The organism is Sphaerisporangium sp. NPDC049002, assembly GCF_040649355.1.
In the GTDB taxonomy this organism is placed as follows: Bacteria; Actinomycetota; Actinomycetes; order Streptosporangiales; family Streptosporangiaceae; genus Sphaerisporangium.
Window position 1 is genome coordinate 1 of the sequence record NZ_JBEZFH010000168.1, and the last position, 17,207, is coordinate 17,207.

16 protein-coding genes are annotated in these 17,207 nt (G+C 71.2%); 15 read left to right on the forward strand and 1 reads right to left on the reverse strand.

The window, feature by feature from the left end:
- Nucleotides 1-1,784, reverse strand: a 1,784-nt coding sequence (locus AB0B89_RS26945; protein WP_358558432.1) for a heterodisulfide reductase-related iron-sulfur binding cluster, incomplete at its 3' end; no start/stop codon positions are given.
- A 311-nt stretch (nucleotides 1,785-2,095) separates the two neighbouring features.
- Between AB0B89_RS26945 and AB0B89_RS26950 the strand changes: the two genes are divergently transcribed.
- From AB0B89_RS26950 to AB0B89_RS27020, 15 genes are all read left to right on the forward strand, one after another.
- A complete protein-coding gene (locus AB0B89_RS26950) occupies nucleotides 2,096-3,145 on the forward strand; it encodes an acyl-CoA dehydrogenase (RefSeq protein ID WP_358558405.1) in 1,050 nt (349 codons plus the stop codon).
- A gap of 2 nt (nucleotides 3,146-3,147) precedes the next feature.
- A complete protein-coding gene (locus AB0B89_RS26955) occupies nucleotides 3,148-4,275 on the forward strand; it encodes an acyl-CoA dehydrogenase family protein (RefSeq protein ID WP_358558407.1) in 1,128 nt (375 codons plus the stop codon).
- 316 nt (nucleotides 4,276-4,591) lie between these two features.
- On the forward strand, nucleotides 4,592-5,827 hold the full coding sequence (locus AB0B89_RS26960) for an ABC transporter substrate-binding protein (RefSeq protein WP_358558409.1): 1,236 nt from the start codon (nucleotides 4,592-4,594) through the stop codon (nucleotides 5,825-5,827).
- A 7-nt stretch (nucleotides 5,828-5,834) separates the two neighbouring features.
- Nucleotides 5,835-6,701, forward strand: a complete 867-nt coding sequence (locus AB0B89_RS26965) for a branched-chain amino acid ABC transporter permease (RefSeq protein WP_358558411.1) — start codon at nucleotides 5,835-5,837, stop codon at nucleotides 6,699-6,701.
- 2 nt (nucleotides 6,702-6,703) lie between these two features.
- Nucleotides 6,704-8,590, forward strand: coding sequence for a branched-chain amino acid ABC transporter ATP-binding protein/permease (locus AB0B89_RS26970; protein ID WP_358558413.1), 1,887 nt, complete (start codon nucleotides 6,704-6,706; stop codon nucleotides 8,588-8,590).
- Nucleotides 8,590-9,339 (forward strand): ABC transporter ATP-binding protein, encoded by a 750-nt coding sequence (locus AB0B89_RS26975; RefSeq protein WP_358558415.1) that lies wholly within the window; start codon nucleotides 8,590-8,592, stop codon nucleotides 9,337-9,339. The genes AB0B89_RS26970 and AB0B89_RS26975 overlap by 1 nt, the downstream gene beginning before the upstream one ends.
- Nucleotides 9,340-9,356: 17 nt before the next feature.
- Nucleotides 9,357-10,103, forward strand: a complete 747-nt coding sequence (gene fabG, locus AB0B89_RS26980) for a 3-oxoacyl-ACP reductase FabG (RefSeq protein ID WP_358558417.1) — start codon at nucleotides 9,357-9,359, stop codon at nucleotides 10,101-10,103.
- Nucleotides 10,104-10,105: 2 nt separating this feature from the next.
- Nucleotides 10,106-11,254 carry a CaiB/BaiF CoA-transferase family protein gene (locus AB0B89_RS26985; RefSeq protein ID WP_358558434.1) on the forward strand — a complete coding sequence of 383 codons (1,149 nt, stop codon included), beginning with the start codon at nucleotides 10,106-10,108 and terminating at the stop codon, nucleotides 11,252-11,254.
- Nucleotides 11,251-13,356, forward strand: a complete 2,106-nt coding sequence (locus tag AB0B89_RS26990) for an acetate--CoA ligase family protein (protein ID WP_358558418.1) — start codon at nucleotides 11,251-11,253, stop codon at nucleotides 13,354-13,356. Before AB0B89_RS26985 ends, AB0B89_RS26990 begins: the two co-directional genes overlap by 4 nt.
- Nucleotides 13,349-13,798: a MaoC family dehydratase N-terminal domain-containing protein gene (locus AB0B89_RS26995; RefSeq protein WP_358558420.1), complete on the forward strand. Its 450-nt coding sequence runs from the start codon at nucleotides 13,349-13,351 to the stop codon at nucleotides 13,796-13,798. The genes AB0B89_RS26990 and AB0B89_RS26995 overlap by 8 nt, the downstream gene beginning before the upstream one ends.
- Nucleotides 13,795-14,259, forward strand: a complete 465-nt coding sequence (locus tag AB0B89_RS27000; protein ID WP_358558422.1) for a MaoC/PaaZ C-terminal domain-containing protein — start codon at nucleotides 13,795-13,797, stop codon at nucleotides 14,257-14,259. Before AB0B89_RS26995 ends, AB0B89_RS27000 begins: the two co-directional genes overlap by 4 nt.
- The gene (locus tag AB0B89_RS27005) at nucleotides 14,256-14,636 is read left to right on the forward strand and encodes an OB-fold domain-containing protein (protein WP_358558424.1); all 381 of its coding nucleotides are present in this window, start codon (nucleotides 14,256-14,258) and stop codon (nucleotides 14,634-14,636) included. Before AB0B89_RS27000 ends, AB0B89_RS27005 begins: the two co-directional genes overlap by 4 nt.
- Nucleotides 14,633-15,799, forward strand: a complete 1,167-nt coding sequence (locus AB0B89_RS27010; RefSeq protein WP_358558426.1) for an acetyl-CoA acetyltransferase — start codon at nucleotides 14,633-14,635, stop codon at nucleotides 15,797-15,799. The genes AB0B89_RS27005 and AB0B89_RS27010 overlap by 4 nt, the downstream gene beginning before the upstream one ends.
- A complete protein-coding gene (locus tag AB0B89_RS27015) occupies nucleotides 15,796-16,566 on the forward strand; it encodes an enoyl-CoA hydratase-related protein (protein WP_358558428.1) in 771 nt (256 codons plus the stop codon). Before AB0B89_RS27010 ends, AB0B89_RS27015 begins: the two co-directional genes overlap by 4 nt.
- Nucleotides 16,563-17,207 (forward strand): enoyl-CoA hydratase/isomerase family protein (locus AB0B89_RS27020; RefSeq protein WP_358558430.1); only part of this gene is annotated, 645 nt, incomplete at its 3' end. The genes AB0B89_RS27015 and AB0B89_RS27020, both read left to right, overlap by 4 nt.

Here is a 17,207-nt window from a genome sequence, read left to right on the forward strand (position 1 = left end):
ACCTTGTTGTGGCGGCCCAGGAAGCACGGGTCGTGGTAGGTGATCTTCTCCTCGATCGGGGTGATCGGGGTGAGCTTGTTCTCCTCCACCAGGTGGGCCAGCAGCTGGGTGTGGTGTACCACCTCGAACATGCCGCCGAGCTGCGGATACTCGTTGGCCAGGGTGTTGAAGCAGTGCGGGCAGGTGGCCACGATCTTCTTGACCCCGGCCTCGTTCAGGGTCTCGATGTTCTGCTGGGCGAGCATGTTGAACAAGAACTCCATGCCCAGGCGGCGCGCCGGGTCACCGGTGCACGCCTCCATCGGGCCGAGCACCCCGAACTTCACCCCGGCGATGTGGAGCAGCTCGGCGACGGCCTTGGTGGTCTTCTTGGCGCGGTCCTCCAGGGCGCCGGCGCAGCCGACCCAGAACAGGTACTCAAGGTCGTCGGGGACCTTCTCGTCGATGACCAGGACCTCGATCGGGTCGACAGGCCGGGAGGCCAGCTCCTCGATCCACTCGGCCCGCTTGCTCTCCGACACCCCCCACGGGTTGCCCTTGTTCTCCAGGTTCTTGAGCATGACGCCCGCTTCGGAGGGGAAGTTCGACTCGATCATCACCTGGTAGCGGCGCATGTCGATGATGTGGTCGATGTGCTCGATGTCGACCGGGCACTGCTCGACGCACGCGCCGCAGTTGGTGCACGACCACAGCACGTCGGGGTGGATCACACCCTCCTCGCCGACCAGCGGCTTGCCCGCAAGGGCCAGCACGTCCTCGGGGAGGTTCGCCCGCTCTTCCTCACTGGCCAGCAGGTACGGCGCGATCGCGAACGCGTGGTCACGCTGGTCCAGGATGAGCATCTTGGGCGACAGCGGCTTGTCGGTGTTCCACGCCGGGCACTGCGACTGGCACCGGCCGCACTCGGTGCAGGTGTAGAAGTCCAGGAACCCCTTCCAGGTGGTGTCCTCGATCTTGCCCCGGCCGAAGACGTCGGTGTCGGGGTCGGCCTCCTCGAAGTCGAGCACCTTGCCGTTGCTGCGCATCTCGGGCACCGCGCCCAGGCCGTCGGGGCGGCGGGAGAACATGACGTTCAGCGGCGCCGTGAAGATGTGCAGGTGCTTGGAGTTCACCACGATCACCAGGAACACCAGCATGACACCGATGTGCAGCAGCAGACCGACCTTCTCCAGCACCTCGCTTTCCGGGAGGAAGCCGGCGGTCAGCTCGGAGGCGAACGCACCCGACGCGTACGGGAGATTGCCCGTGTTCATCGCGGCGCCACGGAACAGGAACATCGACCAGATCACGTTGAAGATCATGAACAGGATCAGCCACGCACCACCCAGGTGCGAGCCGGAGAACCTCGACCCGCGTCCCCGTCTCTTCGGCGAGTTCCTCAGCCGGATCACCGCGAACGCGACCAGCCCGGCGAGCGCCGCCATGGCGATGAGGTCCTGGAGGAACCCGAGGACCGGCCACGTCCCGATCAGCGGGATGTGGAAGTCCGGCCTGCCGGTGACCGCCCCCTGGATCAGCGCCCCGTAGGCCTCCAGGTAGACCGTCGCCAGGATGAAGAACGCCCACATGACGAAGAAGTGGGCGACGCCCGACGGTGTCCACTTCAGCAGCTTCTTCTGCCCGAACACCTCGACGAGCTGGGCCCGGATCTCGGCGCCGAGGTGGGATCTGGCGTATTCGATCCGTTCGGGCGCGGGCTGCCCGCTGGTCGCGAGCCGGTGAAGAAACCGGGCGCGCAGGCCGGCCACGATCACCCCGGCCACGGTCATGGCCAGTCCGGCCATCGCTACCACGAGCACAAGGTCCTCCTCTGATCGGCCCGGCGGTTGCCGAAAGTCCTATCTGAATGCCATTCACTATGGCAAGAGCAGCGGGCAGATCGGGTGTACCTGATCCTGCGGGTGGGGCCTCTGGCCCGGGATTCAGCTGAACACGCTGCTAGAAAGGCGGTCGACCATCGCGCGGACGGATGACGACTCTGTTGCGCCAATGTGACGGGCCTGTTTCCGTTGACGCCGTTCTCGGCCGCGTGCTAGACATCACTTGAATTACATTCAGTCCATGACGGTCAAGTGGGGGGACAGGAGGTGCGATTGTGCTCGCTCTGCTCAGTGACGAGCAGCAGATGCTCAAAGAGGTGGTCCGCCAGATCGCCGGTTCCGCCGGTCTGGCGAACCCGGGCGACCTGACCACCCGGGACCGGGCCGCGGCCTGGCGGGCGCTGGCCCAGTCGGGCCTGCTGGCGCTGCGCACACGGGACGGTGACGGGCTGCCGGTTGGCTCCGGGGTCGAGGTCGCCGTGGTGGCCGAGGCGCTGGGCGCCGGGCTGGTCCCTGCCCCCTATCTCGGTTCGGCCGTTCTCGCCACGGAGCTGCTGGCCCTGGCCGGCGCGCATGACGAGGCCGAGAAGCTGGCCGAGGGCACGACCCGGGCCGGGGTCCTGCTGAACAGTGACCTGTCCGGCCTGGTCCGCTCGCCGGAAGGCGGCTCGGGATACGGCTGGGACGTCGACGGCGCGGACACGGTGCTGGCCCTGGCGGACTCCTCCGCGGGCACGCGGGTGGTACGGATCTCCTTGGACGCCGGATTCGTCCCGGTGGCGAGCGCCGATCTCACCCGTTCGCTGGTCCGCTCGGACGGCCCGATCGACCCGGGACGCCTGACGACCGTGGGCGACCCGCTGGCCCCCGAGGACCTGCTCCGGTGGGAGGCGCTCACCCTCACCGCGATCTGCGCCGACGCGGCCGGTGTCATGCGCGCCGCGGTGGAGCGGGCCGTCGGCTACGCCAAGGAACGGGTGCAGTACGGGGCGCCGATCGGCTCCTTCCAGGCGGTCCAGCACATGTGCGCGGAGGCGTACGTGAGCGCGGAGTCCGTGGCGAGCGCCACGAACTACGCCGCGTGGGCGGTGGACGCGCTCGACCCGGCGGAGGCGCTGCTGGCCGCGCGTACCGCGAAGGCGCAGTGCGCCGCCGTCGCGCGTGACGTCACCGAGACGGTCATGCAGGTGTTCGGCGGCATCGGCCAGACCTACGAGCACATCGCGCACGTGCACACCCGCCGCGCGCTGATGGATCGCCAGTTGTTCGGCGACGAGGGCGCCCAACTGCTTCTCATCGCCGACGTCCGACTGACGGGAGAGTGACCATGGACTACCGAGACACCCCCGAGGAGGCGGAGTTCCGCGCGGTCCTGCGCCGCTGGCTGACCGAGAACATCCCGGCGGGCTGGGACAAGATCGAGGACGAGGAGGAGGCCGTACGGCTGCGCAAGTCCTGGCACCGCACCCTCTACCAGGCCGGCTACGTCGGGCTGAGCTGGCCGGTGGAGTACGGCGGGCGTGGGCTGAGCCCGGTCTACGACGCGATACTCAACGAGGAGTCGGGCAACCTGGGCGCCCCGCCCCTGCCCTCGGTCGGATACATCGGCCGGGCCATCTTCACCTACGCCTCCGAGGAGCAGAAGAAGCGTTTCCTGCCCCCTCTGCTGTCCGGCGAGATGTCATGGTGTCAGGGCTTCAGCGAGCCGGAGGCCGGTTCCGACCTCGCCGCGCTGCGCACCTTGGCACGGCTGGACGGTGACCACTATGTGGTGAACGGCCAGAAGATGTGGACCAGCGGCGGCCAGCACGCCGACTGGTGCCTGCTGCTGGCCCGCACCGATCCCAGCGTGCCCAAGCACAAAGGCATCTCCGCCTTCCTGGTCTCGATGAAGGAGCCCGGCGTCACCGTACGGCCCATCGTCATCGCCAGCGGAGAGGCGGAGACCGCCGAGGTCTTCTGGGACGACGTGCGGATCCCGGTGGAGCAGCGGCTCGGCGCCCCCGGCGAGGGCTGGCGGATCGCGATGACCACGGTCGCCTACGAGCGCGGCCCCGCCGACATCGGCTTCATCGCCAACTATCGGCGCACCCTGCGCAAGGTGGAGCGGCTCGCGGCCGAGCGCGGGTTGCTGGAGCAGCCGGAGACGCGCAAGGCGCTCGCCCGCGCGTACGTGCGCGGCGAGGTGCTGCGCCTCAACTGCATGGAGCAGTTGTCGCTCCGGGTATCCGGACGTCCTCCCGGCCCGGAGGGCTCGGTGGCCAAGCTGCTGTGGGCCGAAGCCGAGCAGTCGTTGCAGCATCTGGCCATGGACATCCTCGGCGCCGACGAGCTGACGGGCGTCGCGGACGGGTGGCTCAGCTCGTACTTCACCTCCCGGCCGGTCAGCGTGTACGGCGGGTCGGCGCAGATCCAGAAGAACATCATCGCCCGGATGCTCGACCTGCCGCGCTGAGCGCCTCCGATCGAGTGCGCCGGTTCCGCCGGGACGCCGTTCACCCCACCGGCTTCGCCGGCCGACGTCAGGTTCACCGGGGAGTGCCCTCTCCGAGTAGAACCCTGAACCCCTTCAGACGCTGATCCAACAACAACGTCCTGCCTCGGCGTGCCCGGAGGACGCCGCCGCGTGTCCCGAAAGCGGCGCCCCTTCGAGTGATCTTCACCGCGGCCGTTCGCCCGTGGGCGATCTCACCGATCACCGCACCACATCCCCCTGTACTACCTCCTGAACATGATTCAGCCGCCGGGTTTCCCTGGCTGAGGAGGCCGCAATGAGCCCACGACCCACCCGCCTCGCGATGATATCGATCAGCGCGCTGCTGACGCTTTCGCTCACCGCGTGCTCAGGCTCCGGTGACGCCGGCGCCGACGGAGGCGCTGAGCCCTACATCGTCTACCTGACCGGCGACTACTCCGGTCCCGTCTCCACCAACACCAAGAGCATCGACGCCGGCGTCAAGCTCGCCGCGGAGGAGTTCAACGCCTCCGGCGGCGTCAACGGCCGCAAGATCGTGGTCGAGACGGCCAACGACCAGAACGACCCGACCAAGGCGGTCAGCCTCCTGCAGCAGCGCCTGTCCTCGGGAAAGAAGCCGGACCTGGTCTACCCGGGCAGTTCGAGCGCGGTCTCGCTCTCACTGCTGCCCATCCTGACCCGGCAGAAGATCATGTCCGTCGGCGGCACCGTCAGCATGCTGCTCAACGACCCGGCCAAGTTCCCCTACCACTTCGGCGTCTCCTCGCCCGGCAAGGACTACGTGCCCGCGCTGATCTCGATCGCGAAGTCCAAGGGCTACAAGAAGATCGCCATGCTCTACTCCAACGACGCCACGGGCCAGAGCTCGGCGGAGATCTACAAGAGCGCCGTCCAGGGCGCGGGGATGCAGTTCGTCGAGGCCCGCTACGAGGCGACCGCGCTGGACATGAGCTCGCAGCTCAACCAGCTCAAGGCGCAGAACCCTGACGCGCTCCTGCTCAACGGGTACGGCACCGCCGCGCTCTACGTCATGCGCAGCCGGGCCCAGATCGGCTGGGACATCCCCGCCTACTGCGACCAGCTCGCCTCCGGCTTCCCCTACCTGAAGAACCTCGAAGCGGAGCAGCTCAAGAACGTCAACGTGGTCGTCTCCTCGGCCACCTTGTCCTCCGCCGAGCAGCACCCTGGCCTGGCCGGCTTCATCCAGAAGATCAAGTCCGGTCCGGTGGCCGACGGCATCTCCAGCACGGGCTGGGGCCTCTACTCGACCGGGCACGACGCGCTCGCCGTCGTCGTGTACGCCGCGCGCGAGGCCAAGTCCGACGACTCGGCCAAGGTCAAGGAGACGCTGGAGCACCTGCCCGCGCCGACCGGCGCGCCGCTGTGGTACTACGCGGGCCCGAACGGCCAGTACCTGAAGTACAGCTTCTCGCCGACCGACCACTTCCCGACCGCCGGCGCCGACACCTTCCAGTACGTGCCGCCCGGCACCTACAACAGTGACGGCTTCTACGCACCGGAAAAGGCGTGAGGCGGCCGTGACGACGGTTTGGGCCGGGCTGGCGACGGGCGCGATCTACTCGCTGATCGCGATCGGGTACAACGTGGTGCTGCTCGCCTCCGGCACGTTCAACTTCGCGCACGCGCAGCTCCTGATGGTCGGCACCTTCCTGGCCTACGCCGGCGCGGTCACATTCGGCCTCCCCGTGGTGGTGACCGTCCTGTTCGCCGCCGCCGGTGTGGGGGTGGTGGCGCTGCTGGAGGAGCGGATCGCGATCCGGCCGCTGCTGGGCCGCTCGGACGCGCACGGCGCGCTGATCACCACGGTCGGCGCCGCGACGATCCTGGACGGCCTGGCCGCGGCGATCTGGGGCCGCCAGCCCCTGACCGTGCCCTCGGGCCTCCCTGACCGGCCGCTGGAGCTGCTCGGTGGCACGGTCCGCCCGGTCGACCTGGTGCTGATCGCGCTCACCCTGCTGCTCGGCGTCGGGCTGCACCTGTGGTCGCGGTACTCCCTGCTCGGCCTCGCCTCGCTCGCCTCGGCCGAAGACCGGCAGGCGGCCTCGGCCCGCGGCATCAACGTACGACTGCTCGGCGTCGGGGCGTTCGTCCTGGCCGGGGTGATCGCCGGAGCGTTCGGGCTGCTGGTCGGGGCGCGCACCTACGCGACCTTCGACCTCGGCCACGCGCTGTCCCTCTTCGGCTTCGTGGCGATCGCGATCGGCGGTTCGGGCAGCCAGCTCGGCGGGCTGATCGGCGGCTTCGCCACCGGGCTGATCTACGCGTTCGCCGCGCGCTACATCGGCGCGGCGTACCCGCAACTCGTGATCTTCGGGGTGTTCCTGCTGATCCTCTTTCTGCGACCGCGCGGGCTCTTCGGCTCCGCGCTCGAACGGCGGGTGTAGCCATGACCGCACTCATCCACCGGTATCGCCCGCTGATCGCCGTACTGCTCGTGGCGCTGCTCATGGCGGCGCCAGGGGTGGGCCTGATCAACGCCTACTGGTCGCGCACGGTGATGCTGATCGCGATCCTGAGCCTGCTCGTCAGCGGCCTGAACGTCGTCCTCGGCTACGCCGGGGAGCTGGCCGTCGGCCAGGTGGCGCTCTACGCGGTCGGCGCCTACGTCGCCGCCTACCTGGGCGTCGAGTTCGGCGCGACCAACGTGCTTCTGGCGCTCGGGGCGGCGACGGCCGCCGCGGTCGTGGTCGGGCTGGTGACCGGGATACCCGGCCTGCGGCTGGGCGGCTGGGCACTGGCGATGGTGACCTTCTTCCTCGTCACGCTGATCCCGAACCTGGTCGACATCCTGCACTCCTTCACCGGGGGCACGCTCGGCCTGGCCGCCGCGGTCCCGACACTGTTCGGCCTGGAGATCACCGGTAACCGGCTGTACGTGCTGATCCTGCTGGTCACCGCGGGGTGGTTCGCCATGGCCCGCAACCTGCTGCTCTCCCGGCACGGCGACATCTTCCTCGTGCTGCGGCAGAGCCCGATCCTCGCCTCGGTCCTCGGCGTCTCGGTCTACCGGCTGAAGCTGCTCGCCTACGTCATCGGCGCGATCCCGGCCGCCCTGGCGGGAGCGCTGTTCGCGATGATCGACGGGTTCATCGCCCCGGAGACCTTTACCTTCGCGCTGGCGCTGAGCGTGCTCGCCGCCTCGGTGGTGGGCGGTTCGACGTCCGTCTACGGCGCGATCGCGGGCGCGGCGGTGATGCAGCTTGGCCAGCAGACCTTCACCCAGTTCCAGGACTGGCAACTGGTGATCTATGGAGCGTTCCTGCTGCTGGCGGGCGTCATCTTCAACCGCGGGCTCGCGGGCATCGCCCACGACGGGCTGGCTGCGGCGCGGCGGCGCGGCTGGTTGCCCACGCTCCCGTCCGCCTCCGCCACCATCACCGCCAGGCACGGACACGACCCGGCGGCCGGCGCCTCCGCGAGCGCCGGGCTCGACCGCCTGAACGGCGCCGTGCTGCGGACCGAGGGGCTGAGCAAGTCCTTCGGCGGCAACAAGGCGCTGCGGGACGTCTCGATCGAGGCCCACCCCGGAGAGGTGACGGCCCTGATCGGGCCGAACGGCTCCGGCAAGACCACCCTGCTCAACCTCATCAGCGGTTTCTACAAGCCCTCGGGCGGGTCGCTGGTGCTCGACGACGAGCAGATCGGCGGCCGGCCGCCGTACCGGATCGCACGGCTCGGGGTGACCCGCACCTTCCAGACCCCGCTGATCCCCAAGCACATGAGCACGCTGGCCTTCGTCGCCACCGGCCGGTACGTGACCCACCGCGTGGGGATCGCCGCCGCGGTGCTGAGGCTCCCGGTGTTCCGCCGGGGGTACGCGGCGGACAACGCCGAGGCGCTCAGGCTGCTGCGGTGGCTGGGGATCGAGGACGTCGCCGGCCGTCCGGTCGACTCGCTGGCACTGGGCACCCGCCGGCTGGTCGAGGTGGCGCGCGCGCTCGCCTCTGGGCCGAGGGTCTTCCTCTTCGACGAGGTGGGCTCCGGGCTCGACGAGAGCGACCTGGTGGTGCTGGAACGGGCGATCGAGAAGATCCGGCAGGCCGGCGGCACCGTGATCCTCGTCGAGCACAACTTCCCGCTGGTGCTCAAGCTGGCCGACCGCATCCACGTACTCAGCCAGGGCGCGCTCATCGCCTCCGGCACCTCGGCGGAGATCCAGGCGGATCGCCGGGTGCTCGCCGAGTACACCGGCGCGACGGACCACGAGTCCCCGGCCGAGAACCCAGAACCCGAGCCGGCCGGCCGGTCCGCGGCACCGAAGGGAGCCCAGTGATGTTGTCCGCCGTCGGGATCACCGGTGGGTACGGAGACCTGCGCGTCCTGTGGGGCGTGGACGCGGCGGTCCGCGCCGGGAAGATCACCGTGGTTCTCGGGCGCAACGGCGCCGGGAAGACCTCGCTTCTCTGCGCGATCGCCGGACTGCTGCCGAACGTCGGCCAGGGGAAGGTCGAGCTGGACGGGAAGGACATCAGCGGTGCGCGAGCACACCGGCGGATACGCGCCGGGCTGGCCCTTGTCCAGGAGAACAAGCGGGTCTTCCACGGCAGGAGCGTCGAGGAGAACCTGCTCCTCGGCGGGTACCTGCTTCCCGGGCGCGGGCTGCGCAGCCCGGCCAGGCGGGAGGCGCTTGAGCAGGCGTACCAGCGCTTCCCGCTGCTGAGGGAGCGGCGGCGCGTGCCGGCGGGGAGCCTCTCGGGCGGTCAGCAGCAGATGCTCGCCATCGGCCAGGCGCTGATGCCGGGCCCGAAGCTGCTGATGCTCGACGAGCCCTCCGCCGGCCTGGCCCCCGCCATCGTCAACGAGGTCCTCGCGATGGTCTCGGCGCTGCGCGACGAAGGGCTGTCCATCCTCCTCGTCGAGCAGCGCATCGAGCACGCGCTGGAGATAGCCGACGACGTGGCGGTGATGGAGAACGGGCGGATCGTCGCGGCGGGCGCCAAATCCGATTTCAACGACGGCGCGGTGATCCGCGAGGTGTATCTCGGCCGGTCGGACGAGCGGCTGACCACAGGCAACGTGTGAGAGCAGGAGCAGACAGGATGCAGATGAAGGACAAGGTCGCCGTGGTGACCGGCGCCGCTCAGGGCATCGGCCGCGCGGTCGCCGAGGCGTACGCCCGGGAGGGCGCACGGGTGGCGGTGGCCGACATTCAGGCCGACGCCGCCGAGGAGGTGGCCGACGGCATCCGCCGTCAGGGCGGGGAGGCGCTCGCGGTGCTCTGCGACGTGTCGAGCCGCGCCGAGGTCGACCGGGCGGCCGCCGAGGTCAAGGCGGCGTACGGCCCGATCGACGTGCTGGTGAACAACGCCGGGATCACCCGGCCCGCGATGCTGCACAAGATGACCGAAACGGAGTGGGACCAGGTCATCGGGGTCCACCTTCACGGCTCGTTCTACTGGCTGCAGGCGGTGGTCCACGACATGATGGAGCGGGAGCGGGGACGGATCATCTTCTCCTCCTCGTCGACCGCGCAGAACGGCTCCATCGGGCAGATCAACTACGCCGCCGCGAAGTCCGGGATGCTGGGCATGATGCGGAGCGCGGCGCGCGAGCTCGGCCGCTACAACATCCTCGTCAACGCCGTGGCCCCGGCGGCCGCGACCGAGATGACCCTCAAGGTGCGCACCGATCCGCGCTTCGCCGACGCGGTCAAGCGCCTGCCGCTGCGCCGGCACGCCGAGCCCGAGGAGATCGCGCCGACCTTCGTGTACCTGGCCTCGGACGCGTCCAGCTTCGTCACCGGCCAGGTGATCTCGGTGGACGGCGGCGGGATGATGGTCCGTTGACCATGGACACCGGCCTGGGACGCCGTCCACTGGACGGCGTCCGCGTGGTCACCTTCGCCCAGAACTTCCAGGGACCCTACGCGACGATGGTCCTCGCCGACCTAGGCGCGGACGTCATCGTGGTGGAGCGGCCCGCGACGGGGGACCCGGCCCGGAGCCAGCCGGGCATGTTCGCGGCGCTGAACCGCGGCAAGCGTTCGGTGACCCTGGACCTCAAGTCTCCGGAGGACCAGGAGACGGCGTTCCGGCTGGCGTGTACGGCGGACGTGCTCTTCGAGTCCTACCGGCCGGGCAGCATGGCACGGTTCGGCCTCGGCTACCCGAGGCTGAGCGCGGCCCACCCCGGGTTGGTGTACGTGTCGGTCTCCGGCTTCGGCCAGGACGGGCCGTACCGTGACCGGCCCGGGCACGAGCTGATGTACCAGGCGACGGCCGGCGCGCTCGACGCCCTGTGCGACCGGCCGGAGCCGGCGATCCCCCCGCCGCCCGGTCCCGAGACGGGCGCCATGGCCGGCGCGCTTTACGCCGCGCTCGGCGCCCTGGTCGGGCTGGTCGGCAGGGGCGCGACCGGGTGCGGCACGTACGTCGACCTGTCCACCCACGAGGCGCTGATGTCCCTGCTGGCACTGCGGTTCGAGCGGGAGCTCAACGCGCCGGCCGCCGCCACGGCCCCGCCGGGCCGCGAACCGGGCTACGGGCTCTACCGTTGCGCGGACGGCCTGCTCATCTGCCTCGGCATCGGCTTCGAGGACCACTTCTGGGCCCGGCTGTGCGAGGTGACCGGGCTGGCCGGGTACGCTTCACTGCGCCGGCACGAGCGCTGGCCGAGGGCCGGGGAGCTCACCGGTGAGCTGGCCCGCGTCCTCGCCTCCCGCACCCGCGCGCGGTGGCAGGATGCCTTCGACCGCGCCGGGATCCCGGCGAGCCCGGTCCACCGCGTCGGCGAGGCGCTTCGCGACCCGCACGCGCTCTCGCGCCAGGTCGTCAGGTCCATGCCAGGACGGGCGAGCCCGCGGTACGTCCGCCAGCCGCTGCGCCTGAGCGCCTACACCGAGCCCACCCCTGCCCCCGCCCCGCTCCTGGGCGAGCACACCGCTTCGGTCCTGCGCGAGCTGGGCGCGTCGGCCATACCACGAGGAGGCAACTCATGACCACGCCCGACTCCCGGCCGGCGTTCGACCGGCTTCTCTCTCCCCGCTCGCTCGCGATGGTCGGCGCCTCCAACAGCCCGACGCGCATCGGCGGCACCGTCTTCGCCAACCTGCTGCGCGCCTTCCCCGGCGAGGTCCACCCGGTCCATCCGAAGGACGAGGTGGTCCAGGGCCGCCAGGCGTTCCGCACCGTCGCCGACCTGCCGGAAGCCGTGGACATGGCCGTGATCGCGGTACCCGCCCCCGCCGTGGTCGACGTGGTCGCCGCGTGCGCCGCCCGGGGCATCGGCGGCGCGACCGTCATCACCTCGGGCTTCGCCGAGGCGGGTCCCGAGGGACGCGCGCTGCAGGACCGGCTCACCGAGGTGTCCCGCGACACCGGCATCCGCGTCATCGGACCCAACTGCATCGGCTACATGAACGCCCACGACGGCGTGATGGCGAACTTCATGGTGACCGCGGACGAGCCACTGCCCCAGCCGGGACCGGTGGCCCTGGTCTCGCAGAGCGGCGGCTTCGGCTCCTACATCACCAACAAGGCCGTTCTGGCCGGGCTCCGGCTCGGCTGGTTCGTCTCCACCGGCAACGAGGCCGACGTGAACGTGGCGAACGTGCTGCGCCACCTGGTGGAACGCCCCGAGGTGGGTGTGCTGTTGTCCTTCGCCGAGACCTTGCGCGACCCCGAGGTCTTCGTGGATACCGCGCGCCGGGCCGCCGAGCTGGATAAGCCGCTGGTCCTGCTGAAGGCGGGCCGTTCCGACGAGGCGGCGCGGGCCGCGATGAGCCACACGGCCTCCATCGTCGGCTCGGCCCAGGTGCTGGACGCGGTGTGCGAGCAGTACGGCGTCTTCGTCGCCTCGACCATGGAGGAACTGCTCGACCTCGGCACCATCTTCCAGGACGGCCGGCGCGCCCGGGGCGACCGCGTGATCGTCATGACGTCGTCCGGAGGGGCGGGCGTGCTGCTCGCCGACGAGGCGGGGCTGGCGGGACTGTCGGTCCCCGTTCTGCCGGAGCAGGAGCAGGCGGCGCTGGCCGCCGACATGCCGGTGCCGTTCTACGGCAGCACCGCCAACCCCGTGGACACCACCGCGCAGACCACCGCGATGCCGGGCGCGTACCGCAAGGTGCTGTTCTCGGTCGCGGCCAGCCCGTCCGCCGACCTGGTGTCGGCGGTCACCTGGGCCCGGCCGGGGCCGGCCAACGACGCGATCGTGGAGATGTACCAGAACACGGAAAAGCCGGTCGCGGTCCTGTCGACCGCCTGGTCGGAGCAGTTCCAGGCGGCGGGCGTGCCCACCTACACCGACCCGCGCCGGGCGATGACCGCGCTGGCCGCCCTCGTCCGGCAATCCGGCCGCCGGCCGCACGCCGGCCCGGCGCGGTTCGTCCCGGACGCCGGACGGGTGCGGCACGTACGCGAGCTGATCGCCGCCGCGGGCCGGGAGACGACCCTGCTGGAGTCGACCGGCAAGAGCATCCTCGCGCGGTACGGCGTGCCGGTGACCCGCGAGGAGCTGGTGACCTGCGCCGACGGCGCGGTCGAGGCGGCGGAGCGCGCCGGCGGCCCGGTGGCGCTCAAGGTGATGTCCTACCAGCTCCCGCACAAGTCGGACGCCGGGGCGATCCGGCTCGGCCTGCGGGGCCCCGACGAGGTGCGGGCGGGGTACGAGGAGATGCTCGCCGAGGTCGCCGTCCGTGCGCCGGACGCGGTCGTGGAGGGCGTCCTGGTCCAGCAGATGGCGCCCGCGCGGCTGGAGATGGCCTGCGGGGTGCAGCGCGACCCTCTCTTCGGGCCCATGGTCGCGATCGGGCTCGGCGGGGTGCTGGTCGAGGTGCTCAGCGAGGCGGCGCTGCTGCGCCCGCCGTTCGACGCGGCGACCGCCAGGGCGGTGCTCGGCGGGCTGCTCGGCGGCCGGTTGCTGAGCGGAGGCCGCGGGCTGTCGGAGGCGGAACAGGACGCCGTGGCCCAGGTGATGGTGGCCCTCGGTGAGCTGGCCCTGGAGCTGGACGAGGTCACCGAGGTCGACGTGAATCCGCTTCGCGTCTCCGGCGGCGTGGTGCTCGCGGCCGACGCGCTGATCGTGGTGCGGCATGGTTGACCGCACCGCTCTGATCGGCCACGCCTACCCGCCGTACAGCTTCCCCGTCGAGCACGGCAAGGTGCGCGAGTTCGCCCTCGCCGTCAAGGCCGGGGACCCGGTGTACCTCGACGTCGAGGAGGCGAGGTCCGCCGGGTACGCGAACCTGCCCGTGCCGCCGACCTTCTCCGCCGTGACCGCCCACTGGGCCGTCAGGGACGGCGAGGACGTGCTCGGGCTGAACCTGCGGAGGGTGCTGGCGGGCGGCGCCGAATGGGAGTACCTGGGCGACGTCGTCGTCGGCGACGTGCTGACCGTGCGGTCGCGCATCGCCGACGTCCTGGACAAGAGCGGAAGCCGCGGTCCGATGACGCTGATCGTCACCGAGCACGAGTTCGTCAACCAGCGTGAGGAGACCGTGATGCGCGTGCGCAGCACGGTGATCGAATTGGGGGAGCAGTGACAGAGTCGGAGACCGAGGCGCGCGCCGCGGCACCGGTGCCGAAGGCCCCGGGCCGGCGGGTCGGCCCGCTGACCCGTACGGACTTCGTGCGGTACGCCGGAGCCGGTGGGGACTTCAACCCGATCCACCACGACGAGACCTTCGCCCGCGCGGCCGGCTACCCGTCGGTGTTCGGGCACGGGCTGCTCACGGCCGGGATCCTCGGCGGCTACGTCGCCGACTGGCTCGGGCGTGGGAACCTGCGCAGGTTCAGCGTCCGCTACGTGGGCCAGGTCTGGCCGGGTGACACGCTCACGCTCAGCGGCGAGGTGCTCCGCTCGGAGAGCGGCCCGGACGGCGCCACCGAGGTCGAGGTCGGGCTGACGGTACACAGCGAGGCCGGTGGGGACGCGCCACGGCTGGTCCTCCGCGGTGGCGCGACGGCGGTATACGCCTCCTCGGCCGCGGGAGGGCGGCCATGACCGGCATCGCGCCGCACCGGGAGTACACCGACCGGCTCGCCGCCGGGGAGGTGCCATTCCAGACATGCGACCGCTGCCACGCCGCGGTCTTCTACCCACGGGTGATCTGCCCGGTGTGCGGGGCCGTCGAGCTGAGCTGGAGCCAGAGCGCCGGGCTTGGCACGGTCTACTCGGTCAGCGTCCTGTCCCCGCGTGAGGGGCCGCCCTACACCGTCGTGCTGGTCGACCTGGACGAGGGGTTCCGCGTGATGAGCACGGTGGTCGAGGTCCCCGCCGAGGACGTGCGGATCGGGGCGCGCGTGCGGGGCCGGGTCGGCCAGGACGGCCCGTCCGGGCCGAGGGTCGTGTTCACGGTCGACGAGGAAGGACGAGGATGAGCGGGCCTGAGCTGCGCGGCGCGGCCGCGATCGTGGGAGTGGCCGAGTCCGACCTCGGCGAGGTCGGGCCCGACAGATACGCGATCGAGTTGGCGGCGCAGGCGTCCGCCGCCGCGCTCGCGGAGGCGGGATTGTCCACCCGGGACGTGGACGGACTGTTCTGCGCCATCGCCGGGCGCGGTATGGCGCCGCTCGACATGGCCGAGTACCTGGGCGTCCGGCCCAGGTACACCGACGGCACGATGGTCGGCGGCAGCTCGTTCGTCTCGCATCTGCACCACGCGGCGCTGGCGATCGCGTCGGGCGCGTGCGAGGTGGCGCTCATCGCCTATGGCAGCACCGCGCGGTCCGACAGCGGCCGGGGCCGGCTGTCCACCGGCCCTCCCGAACTGCCCTCCTACGAGGCCGCCTACCGCCCGCGCATGCCGGTGACCGGCTACGCGCTGGCCGCCGCCCGGCACATGCACCAGTACGGCACCACCCGCACCCACCTCGCCGAGGTGGCGGTCGCCGCACGCCGGTGGGCGAGGCTCAACCCCAAGGCATTCGTCCGCGACCCGCTGACCATCCAGGACGTGCTGGACAGCCGCGTCATCTCCAGCCCGCTGTCCAAGCTCGACTGCTGCCTGGTCACCGACGGCGGCGGCGCGGTCGTGGTGACCGGTGCCGAGCGCGCCAGGGACCTGCCCCGCCCGCCCGTCTACCTGCTGGGCGCGGGAGAGGCGCACCGGCACCGTTCCATCTCCCAGATGCCCGACCTCACCGTCACCGCCGCGACCGAGTCCTCGGCCCGCGCGTACGCGATGGCCAAGCTCGGGCCCGGGGACGTCGATGTAGTGCAGCTCTACGACGCCTTCACCATCAACACCATCCTCTTCCTGGAAGACCTGGGCTTCTGCGCCAAGGGAGAGGGCGGCGACTTCGTCTCGGGCGGGCGGATCGCGCCGGGCGGGGCGTTGCCGGTCAACACCAACGGCGGCGGCCTTTCGTACTGCCACCCGGGGATGTACGGCATCTTCCCCCTCATCGAGGCGACGCGCCAGATCCGGGGCGAGGCGGGCGGCAGACAGCAGCCTGACGTGACGATCGCGCTCGCGCATGGCAACGGCGGCCAGCTCTCCAGCCAGGTGACGGCCATCCTCGGAGGGCGGGAGAGCCTGTGAGCACTGTCCTGACGTCCCGTGACGGCCCCGTCCTGACCGTGACGCTCAACCGCCCCCAATCGCTCAACGCGCTGGACGCCGAAACCCTGTACGCGCTCGCGGAAGCCTGGCACGAGGCCGCCGACCCGGAGATCCGGGCGGTCGTGGTCACCGGGAGCGGACGGGGGTTCTGCGCGGGCGCCGACCTGCGCGCGCCGGCGGACCGTTCCAGGCCGGGAATCAACGGGCTGCGGCACACCTACCACCCGCACGTGCTCGCCATGGCCGCGCTGGAGAAACCAGTGATCGCCGCGGTGAACGGCGCGGCCGCCGGCGCGGGGCTGTCCCTCGCCGCGGCGGCCGACCTGCGGATCGCCTCGGAGGAGGCCAAGTTCGTCCCGGCCTTCACCGCCGTGGGCCTGGTGCCCGACGCGGGGGGCGCGTACTTCCTGCCGCGGTTGCTCGGCTACGCGCGCGCCTACGAGTGGCTGGCCACCGGCCGGCGGCTGACCGCCGCCGAGGCGCTGGCGTGGGGACTCGTCTCCGAGGTGGTGCCCGCCGGCGAGCTGCTGCCGCGCGCCGCCCGGCTCGCCCACCAGCTGGCCGCCACCCCCGGCTGCGCGGTGGGCCTCACGAAGCGGCTGCTCGACTACGGGCTGAACCACGGACTGGCCGAACTACTGGACGAAGAGACGCGGCTGCAGGCCCTGGCGGTAGCGGCGCCCGGACGGATGCGGGCCCGTGCCGAGGTGGTAGGCCGCCTTTCCGCTGACAAGGAGGATCGATGAGCGAGTACAAGACATTGCTGGTGAGCCGGGACGACGGGCTGGCCACCATCGCCCTGAACCGTCCCGAACGGTTGAACGCGATCGGCGGCGGCCTGGAGGAGGAACTGGGCAGGGCGCTGGCAGAGGTGGCCGACGACCCGGCGGTGCGGGCGGTGCTCCTGCGCGGCGAAGGGCGGGCGTTCTGCGCCGGTGGTGACGTCAAGGACATGGCCGGGCGCGCCGAGGACGAGATCGCGCCGAGCGCCGGCCAGCAGGTGTACCAGATCCTGCGCGGCCGCCGCATCCTGGAGACGATCCTGTCGGTGCCGCAGCCGATCGTCGCGGCCGTGCACGGGTACGCGATGGGGCTGGGCGCCACGATCGCGCTGTTCTGCGATGTGGTGGTCGCCGCCGAGGACGCCCAGTTCGCCGACACGCACGTCTCGATCGGGCTGGTCGCGGGCGACGGGGGAGCGGTGGTGTGGCCGCTGGCGATGCCGCTCGGCGCGGCCCGGTACTACCTGATGACCGGCGACCGCGTCAGCGGGACCGAGGCGGCACGGCTCGGGCTGGCGCTGCGGGCCGTTCCGGCCGGTGACCTGCTGGACGAGGCGACGGCGATCGCGCGACGGCTCGCCGACGCCGCGCCGCTGGCCGTCCAG

What these genes read in the sequence shown, in the direction of transcription:
- AB0B89_RS27010 (WP_358558426.1), top strand. Translation starts at nt 14,633, where the DNA reads ATGAGCGGGCCTGAGCTGCGCGGCGCGGCCGCGATCGTGGGAGTGGCC.
- fabG (WP_358558417.1), top strand. Translation starts at nt 9,357, where the DNA reads ATGCAGATGAAGGACAAGGTCGCCGTGGTGACCGGCGCCGCTCAGGGC.
- AB0B89_RS26970 (WP_358558413.1), top strand. Translation starts at nt 6,704, where the DNA reads ATGACCGCACTCATCCACCGGTATCGCCCGCTGATCGCCGTACTGCTC.
- AB0B89_RS26990 (WP_358558418.1), top strand. Translation starts at nt 11,251, where the DNA reads ATGACCACGCCCGACTCCCGGCCGGCGTTCGACCGGCTTCTCTCTCCC.
- AB0B89_RS26960 (WP_358558409.1), top strand. Translation starts at nt 4,592, where the DNA reads ATGAGCCCACGACCCACCCGCCTCGCGATGATATCGATCAGCGCGCTG.
- AB0B89_RS26955 (WP_358558407.1), top strand. Translation starts at nt 3,148, where the DNA reads ATGGACTACCGAGACACCCCCGAGGAGGCGGAGTTCCGCGCGGTCCTG.
- AB0B89_RS26975 (WP_358558415.1), top strand. Translation starts at nt 8,590, where the DNA reads ATGTTGTCCGCCGTCGGGATCACCGGTGGGTACGGAGACCTGCGCGTC.
- AB0B89_RS27005 (WP_358558424.1), top strand. Translation starts at nt 14,256, where the DNA reads ATGACCGGCATCGCGCCGCACCGGGAGTACACCGACCGGCTCGCCGCC.
- AB0B89_RS26985 (WP_358558434.1), top strand. Translation starts at nt 10,106, where the DNA reads ATGGACACCGGCCTGGGACGCCGTCCACTGGACGGCGTCCGCGTGGTC.
- AB0B89_RS26995 (WP_358558420.1), top strand. Translation starts at nt 13,349, where the DNA reads ATGGTTGACCGCACCGCTCTGATCGGCCACGCCTACCCGCCGTACAGC.